Origin of the sequence: Acetobacter sp. JWB, assembly GCF_003323795.1 — a bacterium.
Taxonomy (GTDB): Bacteria; Pseudomonadota; Alphaproteobacteria; order Acetobacterales; family Acetobacteraceae; genus Acetobacter; species Acetobacter oryzifermentans.
The window spans coordinates 1,862,570-1,882,849 of the sequence record NZ_CP030871.1; the positions used below are offsets into that span (position 1 = coordinate 1,862,570).

Genomic DNA, 20,280 nt, shown 5'->3' on the forward strand with positions numbered 1-20,280 from the left:
GTTCCTTATCTCAAAAGTCCCCTCTCTTCCTTCGGGAAGCCTTTGTTCTTTTATGGGAGAATGTAAATGCCTTCCCCAACACATATAACCCGGCTTGAAAAGCGCACTGTTCTCAAGCTTTCTGGTGCTGACCGCGTGCGTTTTCTGCAAGGTCTGGTTACGGCGGATATTGCTGCGCTGGAACCGGGTGATGCCACATGGAGTGCTTGCCTGACCCCCCAGGGCCGCTGGCAAGCAGACTTTTTTGTGGTTTCAGATCCTGATGATACCTGCCTGCTGTTAGATTGCGCCACAGAACAGGCCGAAAACCTGAAGACCACTCTTCGGCGCTTTCGCCTGCGTTCAGATGTTCAGCTAGAACTCACCGCCCTGCCCGTACATGTGGCGTGGGGAAACCCACCGCCAGACAGTGTGTTGGAAAACGCCATTAGCTTTCGGGACCCTCGGTTAGAAGACGCAGGATGGCGGCTTATTGATGCCGCGCCGGATACTCCAATAACTGCTACAGAACAGGACTATAATCTGCACCGCATCATATTGGGGCTGCCGGATGGTGTGCAGGATTGCGAAGTAGGCCGCACTTTGGCAGCCGAAGCCAATCTGGACCTTCTGGGCGGCGTATCGTGGAAAAAAGGCTGTTATATGGGGCAGGAAGTTACGGCCCGCATGCATTACCGCACACTGGTAAAGCGCCGCCTGATGCCTATTGCAGCCACATCCCCCCTGCCCGCACCCGGAACATCCGTGCTGTGCAATGGTGTAGAGGTGGGCACATTGCGCTCATCCCAAGATCATGTTGGGCTGGCATTACTAAAAACAGAAGCCGCCAATAACCAACTCACCTGTGCCGAGCATCCGCTTGTCGTTCGCTTACCTACGTGGTTGGAAACAGCACTTAAACCTCAAACATCTTCTGATTCTAATCCTACGGAAAAACCATGACTTATATTGCCCCACCAGCAGCAGAACTGGATGCCATGCTGGATGTTGTAAAGTTTGATGCCTCTGGTCTGGTTGCCGCCATTGCTCAGCAGCACGACAGCGGCGAAGTGCTGATGATTGCATGGATGACGCGTGAAGCCCTGCGTGAAACATTGGAAAATGGGCGCGTCTGCTATTATTCCCGTAGTCGCCAGAAACTCTGGCGTAAGGGTGAAACATCTGGCCAAATCCAGCACCTTATTGAAGCCCGGCTGGATTGTGATGCAGATGCCGTGCTGCTGCTTGTGAACCAGATTGGCGTAGCATGCCACACCGGCCGCCGTAGCTGCTTTTACCGGGCGTTTACACCAGACGGCCTAAAAGAGCTGACAAAGCCGGAAATTGACCCCAACCAGCTTTATCACAAACACAATTAAACACGTTTAACCGAGCGTCTTAGCCGTATTTTTACGGTTAAGAACCTCCAAAACAGCTTCTGCTGCGGCATCGGCTGGCAGTTGGCCCTGTGGCCCTTCCAGCCCATGCAGAACCGTAGCAAAAGCCTGTTTCTGAGCGTGTGCCACATCTGTATTTTCAAACAGAATTTGCACTTCACGCGCCAACACATCTGCGCGGCATTGCTCCTGTAAAAGTTCGGGCACCACAGCACGGCCTGCTAACAAATTCACCATAGCGACAAATGGCACTTTAATAAGCCGACGGGCAAAAAAGGCTGTTATGGGGTTAACCCGATACGTCACAGCCATTGGCACACCAGCCAGAGCCAGTTCCAAGGTAGATGTGCCTGATTTGGTTAACGCGGCCCCGGCTGCGGCAAAGGCATCGTGCTTGTCATGAATATCCGTAACGATAATCGGCTTTACGGGCCAATCCTGCGTGGCACGTTCCACTACATTTGCCACAACTGGAGAAACTGGCACTACAGGCACCACGTCTGGCATGGATGTTTTAAGCAGACGCAACATTTGCCCAAAAACTGGCAGCAAACGCGGCGCTTCTGAACGGCGGCTACCGGGCATAAGCACCAGTATTTTGGCGCTCTGTGGCAATCCATGCTGGATACGAAAACGCGCCGCATCTCCATCCTTTGCGCCGGATTGTAAAACCGGGTGGCCTACAAAGCGGGTTTTCAGACCATGCTTGCTAAAAAACTTTTCCTCAAACGGTAAAAGGCACAACAACTCTTCCCATAAACCGGGAAATTCCTTCACCCTTTTTTGCCGCCATGCCCAAACCTGCGGTGCAACATAATGCACGCGCGCAATGCCTAAACCGCTTATTTTTTTAAGAAGCCTAAGGGCAAAGCCGGGGCTATCTATGGTAATCACTAAATCCGGCTTTTGGGCTGCAATATCCTGCGCAGCTTCATCCAGCCGAGCAGAAAGCTGACGCACGCGGGGCAAAACTTCCACCAGCCCCATAACAGCCAGATCCCGCATGGGAAACAAGCTTGCCAGCCCTTCCTCTTGCATACGCACGCCCCCTACGCCTGCAAAGCGCATCTTGGGCATACGGGTGCGCAAAGCATGCATAAGGCGTGCGCCCAATACATCACCACTGGCCTCACCAGCCAGAATCCAGACAAGAGGGGAGGAAGAAGGAGAAACCATGCATCACGCATAAAACGCCGCAACACAGAGCACAATCATCTTGTCTGTGCATTACGGTAGGATATCGCTAACAAGGCATGTATATCTTACAAATAATGCCTCAAAAGTCTTTCTTGCCCCGAAACACTTTTGATGCCCGATTAATACGCCACTCCACACTCAACCAAGGGACAACTTGTTTCTCGTGACAGTTAAAACCTATATTCATGAATGGACAGACCAACCCGTCCGCAATGTTCTGGCCGGCATGGTGGGCACTTTTGCACTTATTCCAGAAGTTATTGCTTTTTCTTATGTGGCTGGGGTTGCGCCCTCTGTGGGACTATTCGCCTCGTTCGTTATCAGTATTGCCATTGCCATTACGGGTGGCAGGCCGGGCATGATTTCCGGGGCTGCGGGGTCTGTTGCCCTTGTGGCAGCCGAGCTCGTGCATAGCCACGGCCTGCAATATCTGCTTTTGGCCACACTGCTGGCTGGTGCATTCCAGATTATTTTTGGTTTGCTGCGTTTGCAAAGCATGATGCGCTTTGTCTCGCGCGAAGTGGAAACCGGATTTGTAAACGCGCTGGGTATTCTTATCTTTTCCGCGCAGGTGCCGCAGATGCTGCATGTTACGTGGCATACTTATGCACTTATCGCACTTGGGCTGGCTATTGTTTACCTTTTACCGCGCATTACCACGGCTGTACCTTCCCCTTTAATCTGTATTCTTGTGCTAACAGGCATTACTTTTGCGGTACCTATGCCTGTACATGTGGTGTCTGATTTGGGAGAACTCCCCTCCGGCCTGCCGCATCTTACTTTGCCAAATGTGCCTTTTTCGGCAGAAACTTTTAAAATTGTGCTGCCTTATGCGTTTGCCATGGCCATGGTAGGCCTTTTGGAATCCCTCATGACAGCCACTGTGGTGGACGAATTAACAGACACGCACAGCAACAAACGCATGGAATGCACCGGGCTTGGTTTTTCCAACATCATGGTGGGCCTATTCGGCGGCATGGCTGGTTGCGGTATGATTGGGCAGACAGTTGGCAACTTGCGGTATGGCGGACGTGGCCGACTTTCCACCTTTACGGCTGGGGCATTTTTACTGCTGTTGCTGGTTGTGTTGCACCGCTTTGTAGCCCAAGTGCCTGTTGCTGCGCTGGTGGCCATTATGATTATGGTGTCTGTCAGCACATTTTCATGGTCTTCCCTACAAGATCTGGTAAAGCATCCGCGCCTTTCTTCTACCGTCATGCTGGCTACTGTTTTGGTGGTGGTGTTAACGCATGATCTGGCAGCAGGCGTAGCCTGCGGTGTGCTATTGAACGGGCTGTTTTTCTCTTTTCAGGTTATGAAACTTGTTCAGGTAAGCAGTACGTTTTCAGAAAGCCACAACACGCGCACCTACTACGTGCATGGGCAAATGTTCTTTGCCTCAGCCAGTGTTATTGCCGATGCCGTGGATTTTCAGGACACAGCTTCAACCATCGTAATTGATCTTGAAGATGCTCATATCTGGGATATCAGCGCAGCAGATGCCTTGGAAAAAATTGCATCTCGCCTAAACACACGCGGGAAAACAGTTTCCATTATCCATGCTGATCAACGGGCAGAAAAACTTCTAGCTTCTTTGGGCCATGATACCTTGCTGGCCTAGGCTATTTATACAACAGAACAACTTTTAAAAAGGAGGCATGAAAAATTCATGCCTCCTTTTTATTTCAGGATTTTTTAAGCCCGGGTTTTGGCACAAGCCGCAAACCCAACACACATGCCGCTACGGCTGCATATATAAAAGGTTCAATATACCACTGCTTAAATGCAATGGCGTAATGGATGCACGCCAAAACCATGGCGACATATACCAGACGATGCAAACGTGCCCATTTTTTACCCAACCGTATGATGGATTTGCGTGTGGATGTTGCTGCCAACACAATCAAAATAGAAAATGCAAGAAGCCCGAATGTCAGGAATGGACGTGTTAAAAAATCTTTCCATATCCGCTGGACATCAAACCCGCGTGCCCACCAGAAATAAAGCGTAACGTGCAAAGCTGCGTAACTGAAAGCCAACAGCCCAAGCGGGCGGCGGTAAACCATTAAATCAATTTTCAAAAACCGCTTGAGCGGCGAAATCATAAGAGAAACAAGCAAGAACCGAAATGCATAACGCCCAAATTCATGCAAACAGGTCTTAAATGGATTTGGCCCCAGATCCCCCGAAAAAGCACCAGCCAGATAAGATACTGCTGGCAGCATGAACAGCACATACAGCAATACCTGCCGCGTAAGGGGAGAAAGGCGAAACCGCCGGCTTCGGTCTGGGGTGGACAATGGCATGGGGTTTTCTGTTCTCCACTGTTTGAGGCACCGCAGCCACTTACGCTGAGTGCATGATTACCCTTACAAAATCAGCCTTATTGCGCAAGAATACTGTGCAATCGTAACAAATTACATCACACCCAGACACGTAAACGCGAACAGTGTTTCCCAAACCTATCCAAGACATATCTTGCTATTCAGGTTTATAATTCTGCTCATACAAACAAGAAGGTTCATTCAGCATGACAACTCAGCAGACAATCGGTTTTATTGGGTTTGGTGCCATGGCCAGCCGTATGGCTGCTCATCTGGAAAAAGCCGGATATGCAACCCTTGCCTATACTCCCTCTGGCAAGGGGGGAGATGGCGTAACCCGTTTTCTGCCCACTCCGGCAGAAGTAGCCAGCAAGGCAGATATTGTTCTGGCCTGCGTACCGGATGATGAAGCCCTTGCCGCCAGTATGTACGGGCCACAAGGCGTTCTGGCAGGCATAAAGGCAAATGGTTTGCTGCTGAATGCCAGTTCCGTTTCCCCAGAAGCCGCAGATGCCCTGCAAAAAGCCGGACAGGAAAAAAAGATCTGCGTTATAGATTGTCCGGTATCTGGCAGCACACCAGAAGCAGAATCTGCCAATCTGGTTATTCTGGCCGGTGGAGATGATGCCGCTATTGCGCGTGCTCAGCCCATTTTTGATAAAATTGGCCGCATTACCATTCATGCTGGGCCATCTGGCAGCGGTGCGCGCCTTAAACTGGTGATCAATGGCATTATGGGTGCCGGGTTGGCCGCTGTGGCAGAAGGTATTGCCTACGGGCTGGCAGCTGGGTTGGATCGTTCCATGCTGTTTGATGCGCTGGATGAAATGGCTGTTATTTCTCCGCACCACAAGCGCAAGATCAAAATGGCCAAAGCAGGAGATTTCTCCCCGCAGTTCCCTGCTCGTCTCATGCAAAAAGACATGCGCCTGCTCATGGATGCCGCAGCTCGTCTGGCAGTGCCCGCACCTACGTTGGCAGCCGTTACGCAGCAACTTTCCCTTGCCCGCCGCGCGGCAGAAAATGCTGATTATTCGGTTCTGATTGGCGTGATGGAAAAAATTGTCGCCAACGACGCCTGAATACCAGCGCGACATACAGCAAGCCTGTCCCCTATTCCGCGGGGCAGGCCTGCCTGCTCGCTTCCACGCGCCAGATCACGCTTTGCCAACACCGCAGGTAAAGCGGTTTTACGACATTGTGGCTCCAAAGCTGCAAAATCACATTCTTGCAAAAATGTCTTTCCAGCCTGCCTGAGTTGTTCCTGCGTGCCGGGAAACAAAAAACGGCCACTCCCTGCAAGCAACGGCCAATGTCTTAACATGGAGCCTGCCCCGTAAGCCGCCCCTCCGGCTGTCAAGCGTTGTAGCTCATCAGAATCCTGCACACCCAGAAGTTCGCCTATCGCCTGTTGGAAAGCACCAGCGCCATCGCGCATCATAAGCACCCAGCGCTCTACATCTTGCGTGGTCTCTAGTTCCATTTCTCGCGCAGCAATCATTCTCAGGCACGTTTCACGCTGCACTTGTCCGGATTCCACAAGCCTCATAAGGGCGGGGGCCAAAATATGTTCTGGCTTGCGTTGCTGCTCCAGCACCTCTCGCCACCATTGCAGGCGAATATACCCAGCCATTGGCCCTGCCACAGATGCAGAACGTGCGGGAGTCAAAGCGCGAATCAACTCATTATGGAAAGCCAGAAGAACATAAGCGGCATCACGCACAGAAGCCGGCAGAAACCATAAACACAACGCCCGGTCTGGGTCTGCCTGCACAGCTTTTTGCACTTCCATTGCAAGAGGCTGATGTTCTTGCTGCGCCATTGGCTCCGATATCCCCCTTACCCAAACGTAGCTTGATGTGCGGGAAACCTGTGCATGGCCCATGCGTTTGAATAATCCCGCTTTCCTAACGGAAGGCCCTTATTGTAAGCCCTGCTGGCAAGGCAAGTTTCCGTGAGTATGGCTGCGCAAGGCACATGTCATGCGCCTTTCCCTTGACGCATCTGCCCTGCGCCCATAGCTCTGGAACTCAGGTGTGTTCCCTCACACGCCCCGCCTTTAGAATACGGAGTATTAAAATGGCTTTTGAACTGCCTGCCCTCCCCTTTGCACCCACCGCACTTGGCCCACGTGGCATGTGCCCAGAAACGCTTGAATACCATCATGGCAAGCATCATCTGGCCTACGTCAACACCCTGAACAAGCTGCTGGAAGACAAGCCCGAATTTCAGGGTAAGTCTTTGGAAGAAATCATTCTGGCTGCCCACGGCAAAGCAGATCTTACCGGCCTGTTTAACAATGCTGGCCAGCATTGGAACCATTCCTTCTTCTGGAACTGCCTCTCCCCCAATGGCGGTGTGATGCCAGAAAAGCTGGCTGCAAAAATTGCCGCCGATTTTGGCAGCATTGACACCTTCAAGGAAGAATTCCGCAAGGCTGCTGTTTCTCAGTTCGGTTCTGGCTGGGCATGGCTGGTTCTGGGTAAGGATGGCAAGCTGGCCATCACCAAAACGCCTAACGGCACCAACCCGTTGGCCGAAGGTCAGGGCAAGGCCCTGCTGACAGTGGACGTGTGGGAACATTCCTACTACCTGGACTTCCGCAACCGTCGTCCAGACTACGTCACCAACTTCCTGGACAAGCTGGCGAATTATGAATTCGCTGAAGCCCAGCTGAACGCGGCGTAAGTTTTCCTTACCGGGAAAACACTAAAGGCAGCACCTTACTGGGTGCTGCCTTTTTTTATTGGAAACTCTGCTTCCTCAAGGTGTTCTGCTCGCACCATCTATCACCCATGCACGAAAACGCATCACGCCCCCTTGATTGTCTCTCTCAACGTTCCAATCTCAATTTATGAAGAATGAGACCACGCTGACATTGCCTACATGGGGTGCCAGCAGGGCCTTCAGTCGCCTGATGTAAAAGGGACAAGAGGGATTATAATGGATATTGCAAAATTTACAGATCGTTCACGCGGCTTTTTGCAGGCTGCGCAAACAATAGCTTTACGTGATTTTAACCAGCAGCTTACACCAGAGCATCTGCTCAAGGCTATGCTGGATGATAATGAAGGAGCTGCTTCCTCACTTATTCGCAGTGCGGGTGGCAATCCGGAAGCTGTAAAAGCCGCAACCGAACAGGCTTTGGCAAAACTGCCAAAAGTTCAGGGCAGCGGTGCAGGGCAGCCAGCAGCAACACCGGAACTGGTGCGTATTCTGGACAATGCAGAACAAACCGCCCAGAAAGCTGGTGATAGCTTTGTTGCACAGGATAGACTGCTTGTAGCTATTGCCGCATCTGATACGCCAGCAGGCCGTGCATTAAAAGAAAACGGTGCCTCTGCTGATACACTTGAAAAAGCCATTACGACTATTCGCAAAGGACGCACAGTGACCAGCGAAAACGCTGAAGCCAATTTTGATGCACTTAAAAAATATGCCCGTGATGTCACGGAAGTTGCCCTTAAAGGCAAGCTAGACCCCGTTATTGGGCGTGATGAAGAAATCCGCCGTGCCATTCAGGTTCTGGCCCGCCGCAGCAAAAACAACCCAGTTCTGATTGGGGAACCCGGTGTGGGTAAAACCGCTATTGTGGAAGGCTTGGCCCAACGTATTGTTAATGGAGATGTGCCCGAAGCGCTGAAAAACAAAAAACTGCTTTCCCTTGATATGGGCGCGCTGGTTGCTGGCGCCAAATATCGCGGTGAATTTGAAGAACGCCTAAAAGCTGTTCTGAAAGAAATTGAATCCGCCGAAGGCCAGATCATCCTGTTTATTGATGAAATGCACACGCTGGTTGGCGCTGGCCGCACCGATGGGGCGATGGATGCCTCTAACCTCATCAAGCCGGAACTAGCCCGCGGCACACTGCACTGCATTGGCGCCACCACGCTGGATGAATACCGCAAGTATATTGAAAAAGATGCAGCCCTTGCCCGCCGCTTCCAGCCGGTATTTGTGGGTGAGCCTTCTGTTGCGGATACAATCTCTATTCTGCGTGGTATTAAGGAAAAATACGAACTCCATCATGGTGTGCGTATTACCGATGGTGCGTTGGTGGCAGCAGCCACACTTTCCAACCGCTACATCACAGACCGCTTCCTGCCCGATAAAGCGATTGATCTGATTGATGAAGCCGCAAGCCGCCTGCGTATGCAGATTGACAGCAAGCCCGAAGAACTGGACGAGCTGGACCGCCGCATCATTCAGCTAAAAATCGAACGTGAAGCCTTGAAGAAGGAAGATGATACGGCCAGCAAGGACCGTCTGGAAGCCGTAGAATCTGAACTGGCTGATCTGGAAGAAAAGTCCAACACGCTTAGTGCCGCATGGCATGCGGAAAAGAACCGCGTAAACACCATTCAGAAACTGCAGGAACAGCTTGATCAAGCACGTTCTGATGTAGAAGTGGCACAGCGTAAAGGTGACTTGGGGCGCGCATCTGAACTGATGTATGGCGTTATCCCCAACTTGCAGGGCCAAATCGCAGAAGCTCAGAAAACAGAAGAAGAAACCGCTAAGAAAGATGATCTGGTTTCCGAAGCTGTTACGGATCAGGGCGTGGCTTCTGTTGTATCTCGCTGGACTGGCGTGCCGGTTGACCGGATGCTGGAAGGTGAACGCGCCAAGCTGCTGCGTATGGAAGACGAACTGCGTAAATCCGTGGTTGGTCAGGAACAAGCTCTTAAAGCTGTTTCCAACGCGGTGCGTCGTGCCCGTGCTGGCTTGCAGGACCCCAACCGCCCGATTGGTTCCTTCCTGTTTCTCGGCCCAACAGGTGTTGGTAAAACAGAGCTGACCAAAGCACTGGCCCGCTTCCTGTTTGATGATGATAAAGCCCTGCTGCGTATCGACATGAGTGAGTTCATGGAAAAGCACGCAGTGGCCCGCCTGATTGGTGCCCCTCCGGGTTATGTGGGGTATGAAGAAGGTGGCGTGCTGACAGAAGCTGTGCGCCGTCGCCCTTATCAGGTCATCCTGTTTGATGAAGTAGAAAAAGCACATGAAGATGTGTTCAACATTCTGCTTCAGGTGCTGGATGATGGCCGCCTAACGGATGGGCAGGGCCGCACGGTAGACTTCCGCAACACCCTTATCATTCTCACCAGCAATCTGGGTTCTGAATATCTGGCCAACTTGCCGGATGGGGAATCTCCCGACATGGTGCAGGCACAGGTGATGAAGGTTGTGCGTGAGCACTTCCGCCCTGAGTTCCTGAACCGTCTGGATGAAATCATCCTGTTCTCGCGGTTACAGAAAGCGGATATGACCAAGATTGTGGATATCCAGATTGCTCGCTTGCAGCAGTTGCTGGATGATCGCAAAATCAGTCTGCACTTGGATAAACTGGCCGAAGCATGGCTGGCGAATGAAGGGTATGACCCCATTTACGGTGCCCGCCCGCTTAAAAGGGTTATTCAGCGCACGCTGCAAAACCCGCTGGCAGAACAGCTTCTGGAAGGTAATATCCTTGATGGAGAAACGGTTAATATCTCCGCCAATGGTGATGGCCTGCTGATTAACGGTAAAACCGCAGCACAAACAGAAGCAGCCATGTAATTTCTGCCTTGGCAGAGTGTGTTACACAGAACGGGAAGGCTTAGGCCTTCCCGTTTTTTATGAAACTTGCTGATCAAAGGAATGTAGAATGTCGGAACCTGTCTGGCTGGTATGGGCCAGAGAAATTCAGGCCATTGCCCAGACAGGGCTTACCTATGTGCAAGACCCGTTTGATAAAGAACGCTATGAAATGCTGCGCAATCTGGCCGCGCAAATGATGGCCGAAGGCAGCCATGTAGATGTGCAAAAAATAGAAAACCTGTTCAGCCAGCAATCAGGTTACGCCACGCCCAAGCTGGAAGTGCGCGTTGGTGTGTTTGATGCCCAGAACCGCCTGTTAATGGTGCGCGAAGTGCTAGACAGCAACCGCTGGACCGTGCCCGGTGGCTGGACAGATGTAAACCTGACCGCATCTGAATGTGCGGCCAAAGAGGTGTGGGAAGAAACTGGCTATACAGTGCGGATTACCAAGTTAGCCATGGCGCTGGATCGCGCGCGCCAAGGGCATATGCCGCCAGAACCTTTTTCTGTCACCAAGCTATTCTTTCTGGGCGAAATAACTGGGGGGGAAGCTACCACCAGTATTGAAACAAGCGAAGTTGGCTTTTTTGCACAGAACAATATCCCGCAGGATATTTCAACCGGGCGCATTACACCGCACGAAATTACCCGGCTTTTTGCACATCAAGCAGACCCCGAATTGCCTACAGATTTTGACTGAATAAAAAATCTGACATCAGGATTTCAAATGTATTTATCCTGATGTCAGAGCTTTTCTTTTTAAGCGAGCATCGGTTGGATGTGGGAAAACTGGCGTTCAAACCGGGCGCGATCCTCTGTTGAAAGGCGAACAGTAATATCTGTCTGTTCATCCTTGTCTTCCCGCGCAACAACTTCACCGTGCTGATAAAGCCAAGCCGAGGCTGCTCCATCTGCCAACGGCAAACGGTAACGCACCGTTTCCATACCTTGTGTAATACGCGCATCAATACGTGCCAGAAGTGTTTCCAAGCCATCCCCTGTAATGGCGGAAATCGCAATGGTATCTTCTGTTTGCGGAATAGCTTCTGGGCCACCCAGCAGATCAACCTTGTTCAGCACTTCAATGATGCGTTCCGGCCAATCCTGCTCCAGCATGTCATCCTTCGCCATACCTTCCAGAACACCCAGCACATCTTTTTTCTGGGCTGCGCTATCTGGATGCGCCACATCGCGCACATGCAGGATAATGTCTGCCTCTGCCACTTCTTCCAACGTAGCCCGGAAGGCCGCAATCAGCTCCGTTGGCAGATCACTGATAAATCCTACCGTGTCAGACAGAATAACCCTCCGGCCAGAAGGCAGGTCAATCGCGCGCATAGTAGGGTCTAGCGTCGCAAAAAGCTGATCCTGCGCATACACAGTGGCACCCGTAAGGGCATTGAACAGCGTGGATTTACCTGCGTTGGTATACCCCACCAAAGCCACCACCGGGAAAGGTACGCGCTTACGTGCCTGCCTATGCAACCCGCGTGTGCGCCGCACCTGTTCCAGATCTTTTTTAAGCCGCACAATACGATCACCGATCATACGCCGGTCGGCTTCAATCTGGGTTTCACCGGGGCCACCAAGAAAGCCAAAGCCACCGCGCTGGCGTTCAAGATGGGTCCACAAGCGTACAAGGCGGGAACGCTGATATTCCAGATGCGCAAGTTCAACCTGCAAGGTGCCTTCCTTTGTGGCGGCACGGGCACCAAAAATATCCAGAATAAGGCCGGTACGATCTATAACCTTACAACCGCATTCTGTTTCCAGATTACGCTGTTGGGCGGGGCTAAGCTTTGCATCCACCACCACCACATCAACCTGATCTGCCTTAACAGCAATACGCAGGGAATCTACCTGCCCCTTACCTAAAAGGGTGGCGGAACGCCTGCTGCGCAGAAGCAATACATCCTTGCGCACAATAACCAGCCCAATAGAGGCTGTTAGTCCCACGGCTTCTTCTAACCGTGCCTCTGCGGCCCGCACATCCTGCCCGTGGGCAGAACGCTCCCACGGCAGGATAACTGCCGCACGGGTTGCTACTTTCTTTTTCTTTTCAGAGAAACTCGTCGCCAAGAGAAAGGTCCCTGTCTGCCTGCGCATCGGCAGTGTTGGAATCGGAAATATTGACAGGAATGCTGGGCATTACCGTGCTGATGGCATGCTTGTAGATAAGCTGGGTTTGTTCATCACGCCGTAAAAGAACAACCTCATCATCAAACCATGTAATAAATCCCTGTAACTTAACGCCGTTAACCAGAAACACCGTAACAGCCGCGCGTGAGCGCCGGATCTGGTTCAGGAACGCATCCTGCACGTTATATGCACTCTCTTTTTCCACAGTGTGAGGCCCTATTCCGTTCTCATTATTATATTTTAGCCGGACTGCCTGCCTAAAGCCTGCAACCTTGAAACATGTCAGCCCACGCCTCGTTCCTCAGATGTTACACCAAGCTGCTTAAGTTTGCGATGCAAAGCGCTGCGCTCCATGCCCACAAACAGCGCTGTACGGCTGATATTTCCGCCAAAACGCAAAAGCTGAGCTTGCAGATACTGGGTTTCAAACAGATCACGCGCTTCTCTTAAGGGCAATGCCATAACATCTGTTGAGGCATCAAACTTCAGCAATGCGGGCGCACTTTCCCCCACAGTAGAGGGCAGCATATCTGCGCGAATGGGCTCTTGGCTGCTCCCGGGCTGCATAATCAGCACACGTTCCATGAGGTTGCGCAGCTCTCGCACATTACCCGGCCAATCATAGGCCTGAAGGGCAGCAACGGCATCGGGCGAGAGTTCACGCGTAGGCAAACCAGCCATTTCTGCTGCGCGGCGCAAAAACATGGCCGCAAGCCCGGGAATATCATCCCTTCTTTCTCGTAGCGCGGGCATACGCAGCGGCACAACTGCTAACCGATAATACAGGTCTTCCCGAAAACGCCCGGCCATAATTTCAGCCTGCAAATCACGGTTTGTGGTAGCCAGCACGCGCACATCCACTTTAACGCGGGCATCACCACCCAGACGTTCGAATGTCTGATCCTGCAAGGCCCTTACAATCTTGCCCTGTGTTTCCAGCGGCATATCTGCCACTTCATCCAGCAAAAGCGTGCCACCATGTGCGCGTTCCAGCACCCCGGTACGGCGACCTACGCCTTCTGTGCCGCCTTCAAGCCCGAACAGTTCTTCCTCAAACCGTCCCGGTGCCAGCGTGGCGCAGTTGAGCGCAACAAAAGGGCCGTCCTCCCGCTTGGAGCGAGCATGGATCATACGGGCAGCCACTTCCTTGCCTGCCCCCGGCCCGCCGCTGATAAGTACGCGCGAGCCTGTGGGAGCTACTTTTTCTATCTGGTTTCTAACGGCTGCAATCTGGGCGCTGTTACCAAACAGTTCCGTATCCTGCCCGGCTTTTATGCGCAGTTCTTCGTTCTCACGCGCCAGCCGCGAAGCCTCCAGCGCACGCCGTACAATAACCAGCAGTCTATCTGCCTGAAATGGCTTTTCTATAAAATCGTAAGCACCATGCTGAAGCGCCGCCACGGCTGTTTCAATTGTGCCATGGCCAGAAATCATGACAACAGGAACCGAAGATTCCTCGGCTTTCATGGCCTGAAGAATGGCCAGACCATCCATGTCTGACCCTTGTAGCCAAACATCCAGAATAACAAGTGATGGCCTACGAGCCCGAAAAGCGGCCAATGCGGTATCTGCACTGGCGGCTACGCGTGTTTCATAACCTTCATCACTCAGAATGCCCTCAATCAGCATTCTGATATCGGGTTCATCATCAACAATCAGGATTTCATGCGCCATGGTTGTCTTTCACCGACAAAATCAGAGTAGCCACAGTTCCTCTTTCTCCCGCTTTGTCTTCCAGACGCACTGTTCCACCATGATCTTCCATGATCTTTTTCACAATAGCCAAACCTAAACCAGTACCCTTGGCTTTGTGCGTCACATAAGGTTCCGTCAGACGATTTCTATCGTCCGATGGAAGCCCAACTCCGTTATCTGCCACTTCTATGGCGATATCTTCTGCACCTTCTATAATCCGAACCGACACTTCACCCTTGGTAGCGGATGCTTGATCTGTAGCTTCGCCCTGTCTGGCTGTCATGGCAATGGCATCCGCCGCATTCTGCAAAAGATTAATAAGTGCCTGACTTATCAATCTTCTATCACATCGTGCTTTGGGGCCTCTGTCTGGAATATCCAGATGGTAGGCAATTTCTGGGTGTGCGTTTCTTTGCAGAATCAGCACCTCACGCACAATACGCGAAATATCCTCGTCTTTCATGACAGGCTGCGGCATACGCGCAAAGGCCGAAAACTCATCCACCATGCGCCCGATATCCCCCACCTGCCGCACAATTGTATCTGCACACTGCGAAAATGTATCGGGATCGGAAGTAATTTCTTTTAAAAAACGCCGCTTTAACCGTTCAGCCGCCAGTTGGATAGGCGTAAGCGGATTCTTGATTTCATGCGCAATACGCCGTGCCACATCGGCCCATGCAGCTTTACGTTGCGCCTGTTGCAGGGCCGTAATGTCATCAAATGTCATCACATACCCTTCGGTAATCGTGCCCCGTAGCTCGGCCCCCAAACGCACCAACAAGGTACGCTGGCTAGCTTGCTGACCTATCTGAATTTCCCGCGTGAGCACAGCATCTGGCGTTGTGCGTGCTTCTTGCAAAAACTCGGAAAATTCCGGCACACGTTGGGCTAAGGGCTCACCAATGGCATCCATTAAATCTGTTTGCAGCAAAACACAGGCAGCACGATTTGGCAGTTCGATATTCTGCTTAACGTCCAGCCCAATCACACCGGCTGAAACGCCAGAAAGCACGGCCTCGGTAAACCGCCGACGTTCATTGATCTGCCCATATGCAGCCATCAACTCCGAACGCTGGCTGGCCAGTTCTTCTGTCATGCGATTAAAAGCGCGGGAAAGACTGGCAACTTCATCATCCCTGTCATTTTCAGGCACATGAACACCCAAATCCCCTTCACTTACCCGGCGCGCAGCTACGCTTAACAAACCCAGCGGGCGCGCAATCTGGTTTGCAAGCGCCAGCCCGATCAAGGCTGCTGCAGCAAGCACCAACAACGCCACCAACGCAAAGATCATGACAAATGTTAGCTGGATCTTGGCACGGTTGTTGCTCAGCCGCTTGTAATCCGCCACCACCTTTTCCGTGCGATGCATGTGCTCCAGAATAGTTGGATCAACCAGCCGGGTAATGACCAGCATAAGCGCTGGCGTTTGAGAAAGTTCCACCACAGCCCGCACTGTACGTTCATCTGGAGAATCCAGAATAGCCACATCGTTTGAGCGCGCCATAACCGTAGCAGCAGGAGGGGGCAGTTCCTGCAAATACCCCGTGCGGCTCATCAACCCGCCCGCGGCCACAACCTTGTTGGTAATAGGGTCATACACCAAGGCTTCTGTCAGCCCGCGCATGGTGGCCTGGCTATCCAGCATTTGCGCCAAGGCATCGTGATCCTGAAACAGATCCATGCCACTGGCCGCCAGTTCGTTCTGGGCGCTCATGATGTAATTGGCCATCGAGAACGCATCTGTACGGATATTGGCGTTATGTTCCACCAGATACCCGCGAGAAGCCTGCAAAGCTTCATTCAACGCTGTGTTAACCCGGTCTGAAAACCAGATCTGAATGCCATAATGGAAAAACAACGTTGCAAACGCGCCCACAACCAGCGTGGGGGCCACAGCCACAATGCCAAACAGCGTAACCAGCCGCACATGCAGCCGCGCCCCAGCCAACCCCTTCCGATGCTCGCGCACCATTGGGCCGATACGGATAGCCAAGGCCACCACAAGCAGCGCCAGCACCATACCATTCAGGAACAGCAGCAAGGGTTCAATCAGGGAATAATGCCCAAAGGACATCCCCCCTGAAAGCACTACAAACGTGGCAAACCCCAAACACAACGCCAACGCAGCAAGCGTAATGGCAACCGTTTTACGCTCCAGAGAACGCAAAAGCCAATGCAGGCGTGTGCGGGAAAGAAGGTGCCTTAGGGAGAACAGAAGCTGCTTCATACCTAAGGATCAGACTACGCCACGAACGACAGGAATCTCAAGGTCTCGAATTTTTTTCCGCAATGTATTTCGGTTCAGGCCTAACATGGCAGCAGCTTTGATCTGGTTGCCGCGTGTTTCGGCCAGTGTCATCTGGATAAGCGGACGTTCAACTTCTGCAATAATCCGGGCATGCAGATCATGCAGCGGCACACCATCCCGCCCGGCTTCCAGATAACGGGCGATATGGCGAGAAACAGATTCCGACAAAGGTTCCGCCGCCATAACGCTGTTGGGAATCGGATCATACGCCAGAGGTTCGGCCAGTTCTGCATCAATCACATCGCCGGTGATGGTTTCCTGAGAATACAGGGCCACAATACGGCGGATGAGGTTTTCCAATTCTCGCACATTACCCGGCCAGCGCCAGGCCTGAAGCCTTGTAATGGCACTTTCATCCAGGATTCTGTACGTTCCGCCATCATCCCGACACTGAGAGAGAAAATGCCGCGCCAGCAGCGGAATATCTTCCAACCTTTCCCGCAGTGGTGGCAGGCGCAACGGCACCACATTCAGGCGGTAATACAGATCCTCACGGAACGTACCTGCCTGAATAGCCTGCCTCAGATCTCTATGCGTAGCAGCTATAATGCGCACATCTGCACGCAAGGGCGTTGTGCCCCCAACTGTGGTAAATTCACCTTCCTGCAAAACACGTAGTAAACGGGTTTGTGCCTCCTGCGGCATGTCTCCAATTTCATCCAGAAATAGCGTGCCGCCTGTGGCCTGCTCAAACCGTCCGGGCATGCGGCCTAACGTGCCGCCACGTTCATACCCAAACAATTCGCTTTCAATCTGCTTGCGCGGAATAGCCGCCATATTGACGGCCACAAAAGGCCCACTTCTGCGCCGGCCATATTCGTGCAATGCGTGAGCTACCAGTTCCTTACCCGTACCGCTTTCCCCAGAAATCATGACTGTGAGATCAGAAGTGGTCAGGCGGGCAATGCTGCGATAGATCCCCTGCATAACAACGGACTGCCCAATTAAAGGCAAGCGTTCTTCTGGCGGTTGATCGGCCGCTGGTTTTTCGGCTTCCTGCACTGGGGTTGTAAGCGCCCTTGCCACAACCGCCAGCAGTTCCTTTAAATCAAACGGCTTGGCCAGATATTCAAACGCGCCACGTTGCGTGGCTTTTACCGCTGTTGTGAGAGTTGATTGCGCGCTCATGACAATAACGCGCAGATCAGGCCGAAATTGGCGAATGCGCGTAACCAGATCCAGCCCACTGCCATCTGGCATGATCACATCCGTAATCACCAAATCCCCCTCACCTTCCTGCACCCATTGCCAGAGTGTGTTTACGGATGGTGTGGTTTGCACCTGATAGCCTGCCCGACCCAATGCCTGCCCCAGCACAGTGCGAATAGAACGATCATCATCAGCAACAAGAATAGTGGGCAGCGGTGTCATAACGTCTCAAACCAGATAAAAAGCTGAAAAACAGAACTGTTGCACAAAAGGGTATCTCACCCGGAATGCCCCATATGGTCGACAATCGGCAGAAACAAGCTGATTTCCGTACAGCCGCGGCGGCTTTCTACCTCAATAACGCCACCGTGGTCGTCCATCACCTTACCGACCAAAGCAAGCCCCAGCCCGCTTCCGTTTACCTTGGTGGATACAAAGGGCTCGAACAAATGAGGGCGCACTGTTTCGGAAATACCCGGCCCTGTATCTCGCACAGTAACAACCAGCGGAAGGTGCCGCCATTGGGCTGTGCCCGGCACAGCCACCCGAATACCGGGGCGATAGCTGGTAAGCAGCGTGATCTCCCCGCCTTTATCGGTATTGCGTATGGCTTCGGCTGCGTTTTTCACTAAGTTAAGCAAGACCTGCACCAACCTGTCCCGATCCCCCCATACATGCGGGAGGGAGGGATCATAACGCTCTATAATTTTGATACCCTTGGCAAAACCGTTGCTGGCCAGCAGGCGCACATGTTCCAATATTCTGTGAATATTGAGTGCCCGGAAATCCAGATTGGCTTCACCAAACATGCCCATGCGGTCAACCAGCGCATCAATACGGTCAACCTCATCACAAATCAGGGTGGCAAGATCACGGTCTGCATCTGTTACGGCCTGTTCCAGCAACTGCGCAGCCCCTTTAATGCCAGATAGCGGGTTGCGCACCTCATGCGCCAGCATGGCGGCCAGCCCGGAAACGCTGCGGGCCGCAGAACGGTAGGCAAGTTGCTGATCCAGCATGCGGGCTGCGGAGGGCTCATGAAATGTCAGTAAAATGATGTCCGGGTAATCTGGCACATCAGCAGCCTGCACACTGACACTTTCATGATGAAAGCGTGGGGAACTAAACAGCAGTTCATGCTCTGTTACACTTCCACCACGGGTGCGCACATGCTGAAGCAGCAGGTAAACCGGATGATCCTGCGGAACAACTTCTGCCAAACCACCGTGCCGTAACTGATGGCGAGACATGCCAAAAAACTCTTCTGCCGCCATATTGGCAGCAAGAATTGTATTTTGTGGCCCTATTTCCAAAACCGGAACGGGTAGACTATCCAGAACAAGCGCCGCATCGGGCTGAGCAACCCCATGCGCTGCTTTTACCTTCACGCCGCCTGAACCTGATCTTGCTGCTGCGCCATGGCATGACGGGAAACGCGCGGCTCTCGCACCGCACCAGCCGCAATTTGCTGATCGTAAAAATCAGCAATCATGGCAATGGCTTCTTCTGGCGTTTCCACCCGATTAAACGCCGCGCGGAATGATGCCGAGCCATGCAGCCCTGCCGAATACCAAGAGACATGCTTGCGTGCCAGACGCAGGCCGGGGCGCTGGCCAAAGTGCTCCAGCATCATATTATAATGTTCTAGCACAATGGCTTTTTCTTCCGGCAAAGCAGGATCGGGAATTTCCTGCCCCGTACGCAAAGCGTGTGCCACCTGCGCCAAAAACCACGGACGCCCGTAACAGCCACGTCCGATCATGACCCCATCTGCGCCAGATTGCGCCAATGCCTCCCGCGCATCTCCAACCGTAAGAATGTCACCATTCACGATAACGGGTAGATCTACCGCGTCCTTTACATTTTTCACAAAGGCCCAGTTGGCCGTGCCATTATAAAACTGCTGGCGCGTGCGGCCATGCACCGTAATCATGCGGATACCCACATCCTGCGCAATACGCGCCAGCACAGGGGCATTTAGGTGTTCATGATCCCAGCCCATGCGCATTTTAAGGGTAACGGGTACCGGCACGGCTTTAACCACGGCAGCCAGCAAACGCTCGGCAGCCCCTTCATCCCGCATAAGGGCAGAACCGGCCATCTGGCCAACGGCCACTTTTTTAACTGGGCAACCAAAATTGATATCAATAAGATCTGCCCCGCGACCTACGGCAATGCGCGCGGCCTCTGCCATGGCATCCGGGTCGCACCCTGCAAGCTGCACGGCATTTGGGCCACCCGCATCCGCCACCTCCGCCATACGCAGGGTGGTATCGTTTTCACGCACCATCGCCCAAGAGGCGATCATTTCAGAAACAACAAGACCGGCCCCCAACTTGCGTGCCAGACGCCGAAACGGCAGATCTGTCACACCAGACATGGGGGCCAGAATGACAGGCGTATCCAAAACGATACTGCCCAGAGTAATGGGACGCAGGGTGGGTTGCGTATGCACTGTTATTTCCGTTTGCCTATGATTTAGGCAGAAATACAGCCACCCCGCGCC

The 20,280-nt window shown here is 52.6% G+C and carries 17 protein-coding genes; 7 read left to right on the plus strand and 10 right to left on the minus strand.

All coding sequences use genetic code 11. The features are described 5' to 3' along the window. Nucleotides 1-66: 66 nt before the first annotated feature. A complete protein-coding gene (locus DS739_RS08815; protein ID WP_006116476.1) occupies nucleotides 67-942 on the plus strand; it encodes a folate-binding protein YgfZ in 876 nt (291 codons plus the stop codon). Then, on the plus strand, nucleotides 939-1,358 hold the full coding sequence (gene hisI / locus DS739_RS08820; RefSeq protein ID WP_006116475.1) for a phosphoribosyl-AMP cyclohydrolase: 420 nt from the start codon (nucleotides 939-941) through the stop codon (nucleotides 1,356-1,358). The genes DS739_RS08815 and hisI overlap by 4 nt, the downstream gene beginning before the upstream one ends. Nucleotides 1,359-1,364: 6 nt before the next feature. On the opposite strand, the gene lpxB is transcribed toward hisI, so the two are convergent. Further along, a complete protein-coding gene (lpxB, locus tag DS739_RS08825; RefSeq protein ID WP_006116474.1) occupies nucleotides 1,365-2,552 on the minus strand; it encodes a lipid-A-disaccharide synthase in 1,188 nt (395 codons plus the stop codon). A 184-nt stretch (nucleotides 2,553-2,736) separates the two neighbouring features. Between lpxB and DS739_RS08830 the strand changes: the two genes are divergently transcribed. Further along, nucleotides 2,737-4,194 carry a SulP family inorganic anion transporter gene (locus DS739_RS08830; protein ID WP_035350605.1) on the plus strand — a complete coding sequence of 486 codons (1,458 nt, stop codon included), beginning with the start codon at nucleotides 2,737-2,739 and terminating at the stop codon, nucleotides 4,192-4,194. A gap of 64 nt (nucleotides 4,195-4,258) precedes the next feature. Here the strand turns inward: DS739_RS08830 and DS739_RS08835 are convergent, their stop codons facing one another. Further along, nucleotides 4,259-4,879 carry a sulfite oxidase heme-binding subunit YedZ gene (locus DS739_RS08835; RefSeq protein WP_006116472.1) on the minus strand — a complete coding sequence of 207 codons (621 nt, stop codon included), beginning with the start codon at nucleotides 4,877-4,879 and terminating at the stop codon, nucleotides 4,259-4,261. A gap of 224 nt (nucleotides 4,880-5,103) precedes the next feature. Between DS739_RS08835 and DS739_RS08845 the strand changes: the two genes are divergently transcribed. Then, complete coding sequence (locus DS739_RS08845; protein WP_006116471.1) at nucleotides 5,104-5,979, plus strand: NAD(P)-dependent oxidoreductase; 876 nt, start codon at nucleotides 5,104-5,106, stop codon at nucleotides 5,977-5,979. Here the strand turns inward: DS739_RS08845 and DS739_RS08850 are convergent. Continuing rightward, nucleotides 5,928-6,782: a squalene/phytoene synthase family protein gene (locus tag DS739_RS08850; RefSeq protein WP_006116470.1), complete on the minus strand. Its 855-nt coding sequence runs from the start codon at nucleotides 6,780-6,782 to the stop codon at nucleotides 5,928-5,930. The two genes, DS739_RS08845 and DS739_RS08850, sit on opposite strands and share 52 nt — an antisense overlap. 194 nt (nucleotides 6,783-6,976) lie before the next feature. Between DS739_RS08850 and DS739_RS08855 the strand changes: the two genes are divergently transcribed. The 3 genes from DS739_RS08855 to DS739_RS08865 all read left to right on the plus strand — a co-directional run bounded on the left by DS739_RS08855 (nucleotide 6,977) and on the right by DS739_RS08865 (nucleotide 11,177). Further along, nucleotides 6,977-7,585 carry a superoxide dismutase gene (locus tag DS739_RS08855; protein WP_035350597.1) on the plus strand — a complete coding sequence of 203 codons (609 nt, stop codon included), beginning with the start codon at nucleotides 6,977-6,979 and terminating at the stop codon, nucleotides 7,583-7,585. Nucleotides 7,586-7,840: 255 nt separating this feature from the next. Beyond that, nucleotides 7,841-10,456: an ATP-dependent chaperone ClpB gene (gene clpB, locus DS739_RS08860; RefSeq protein ID WP_035350595.1), complete on the plus strand. Its 2,616-nt coding sequence runs from the start codon at nucleotides 7,841-7,843 to the stop codon at nucleotides 10,454-10,456. Between the two features lie 88 nt (nucleotides 10,457-10,544). Beyond that, nucleotides 10,545-11,177, plus strand: coding sequence for an NUDIX hydrolase (locus tag DS739_RS08865; protein ID WP_006116467.1), 633 nt, complete (start codon nucleotides 10,545-10,547; stop codon nucleotides 11,175-11,177). Nucleotides 11,178-11,236: 59 nt separating this feature from the next. Here the strand turns inward: DS739_RS08865 and hflX are convergent, their stop codons facing one another. From hflX to dusB, 7 genes are all read right to left on the minus strand, one after another. Continuing rightward, nucleotides 11,237-12,583, minus strand: a complete 1,347-nt coding sequence (gene hflX, locus DS739_RS08870) for a GTPase HflX (RefSeq protein ID WP_035350592.1) — start codon at nucleotides 12,581-12,583, stop codon at nucleotides 11,237-11,239. Further along, a complete protein-coding gene (hfq, locus tag DS739_RS08875; protein ID WP_003624011.1) occupies nucleotides 12,537-12,821 on the minus strand; it encodes an RNA chaperone Hfq in 285 nt (94 codons plus the stop codon). Before hfq ends, hflX begins: the two co-directional genes overlap by 47 nt. Nucleotides 12,822-12,898: 77 nt before the next feature. Continuing rightward, nucleotides 12,899-14,290, minus strand: a complete 1,392-nt coding sequence (locus tag DS739_RS08880; RefSeq protein WP_006116465.1) for a sigma-54 dependent transcriptional regulator — start codon at nucleotides 14,288-14,290, stop codon at nucleotides 12,899-12,901. Further along, a complete protein-coding gene (locus DS739_RS08885; RefSeq protein WP_006116464.1) occupies nucleotides 14,280-16,544 on the minus strand; it encodes a PAS domain-containing sensor histidine kinase in 2,265 nt (754 codons plus the stop codon). The genes DS739_RS08880 and DS739_RS08885 overlap by 11 nt, the downstream gene beginning before the upstream one ends. Before the next feature lie 9 nt (nucleotides 16,545-16,553). Next, complete coding sequence (ntrC, locus tag DS739_RS08890) at nucleotides 16,554-17,996, minus strand: nitrogen regulation protein NR(I) (RefSeq protein WP_006116463.1); 1,443 nt, start codon at nucleotides 17,994-17,996, stop codon at nucleotides 16,554-16,556. A gap of 56 nt (nucleotides 17,997-18,052) precedes the next feature. After that, nucleotides 18,053-19,162: a nitrogen regulation protein NR(II) gene (locus DS739_RS08895; protein ID WP_006116462.1), complete on the minus strand. Its 1,110-nt coding sequence runs from the start codon at nucleotides 19,160-19,162 to the stop codon at nucleotides 18,053-18,055. Continuing rightward, complete coding sequence (dusB, locus tag DS739_RS08900; RefSeq protein WP_006116461.1) at nucleotides 19,159-20,229, minus strand: tRNA dihydrouridine synthase DusB; 1,071 nt, start codon at nucleotides 20,227-20,229, stop codon at nucleotides 19,159-19,161. The genes DS739_RS08895 and dusB overlap by 4 nt, the downstream gene beginning before the upstream one ends. Between the last annotated feature and the right edge of the window lie 51 nt (nucleotides 20,230-20,280).

Coding starts and splice junctions, on each gene's coding strand:
- DS739_RS08845 (WP_006116471.1), top strand. CDS start 5,104: ATGACAACTCAGCAGACAATCGGTTTTATTGGGTTTGGTGCCATGGCC.
- clpB (WP_035350595.1), top strand. CDS start 7,841: ATGGATATTGCAAAATTTACAGATCGTTCACGCGGCTTTTTGCAGGCT.
- DS739_RS08815 (WP_006116476.1), top strand. CDS start 67: ATGCCTTCCCCAACACATATAACCCGGCTTGAAAAGCGCACTGTTCTC.
- DS739_RS08885 (WP_006116464.1), bottom strand. CDS start 16,544: ATGAAGCAGCTTCTGTTCTCCCTAAGGCACCTTCTTTCCCGCACACGC.
- DS739_RS08835 (WP_006116472.1), bottom strand. CDS start 4,879: ATGCCATTGTCCACCCCAGACCGAAGCCGGCGGTTTCGCCTTTCTCCC.
- DS739_RS08850 (WP_006116470.1), bottom strand. CDS start 6,782: ATGGGCCATGCACAGGTTTCCCGCACATCAAGCTACGTTTGGGTAAGG.
- hflX (WP_035350592.1), bottom strand. CDS start 12,583: ATGCGCAGGCAGACAGGGACCTTTCTCTTGGCGACGAGTTTCTCTGAA.
- DS739_RS08865 (WP_006116467.1), top strand. CDS start 10,545: ATGTCGGAACCTGTCTGGCTGGTATGGGCCAGAGAAATTCAGGCCATT.
- DS739_RS08855 (WP_035350597.1), top strand. CDS start 6,977: ATGGCTTTTGAACTGCCTGCCCTCCCCTTTGCACCCACCGCACTTGGC.
- lpxB (WP_006116474.1), bottom strand. CDS start 2,552: ATGGTTTCTCCTTCTTCCTCCCCTCTTGTCTGGATTCTGGCTGGTGAG.
- ntrC (WP_006116463.1), bottom strand. CDS start 17,996: ATGACACCGCTGCCCACTATTCTTGTTGCTGATGATGATCGTTCTATT.
- hisI (WP_006116475.1), top strand. CDS start 939: ATGACTTATATTGCCCCACCAGCAGCAGAACTGGATGCCATGCTGGAT.
- DS739_RS08880 (WP_006116465.1), bottom strand. CDS start 14,290: ATGGCGCATGAAATCCTGATTGTTGATGATGAACCCGATATCAGAATG.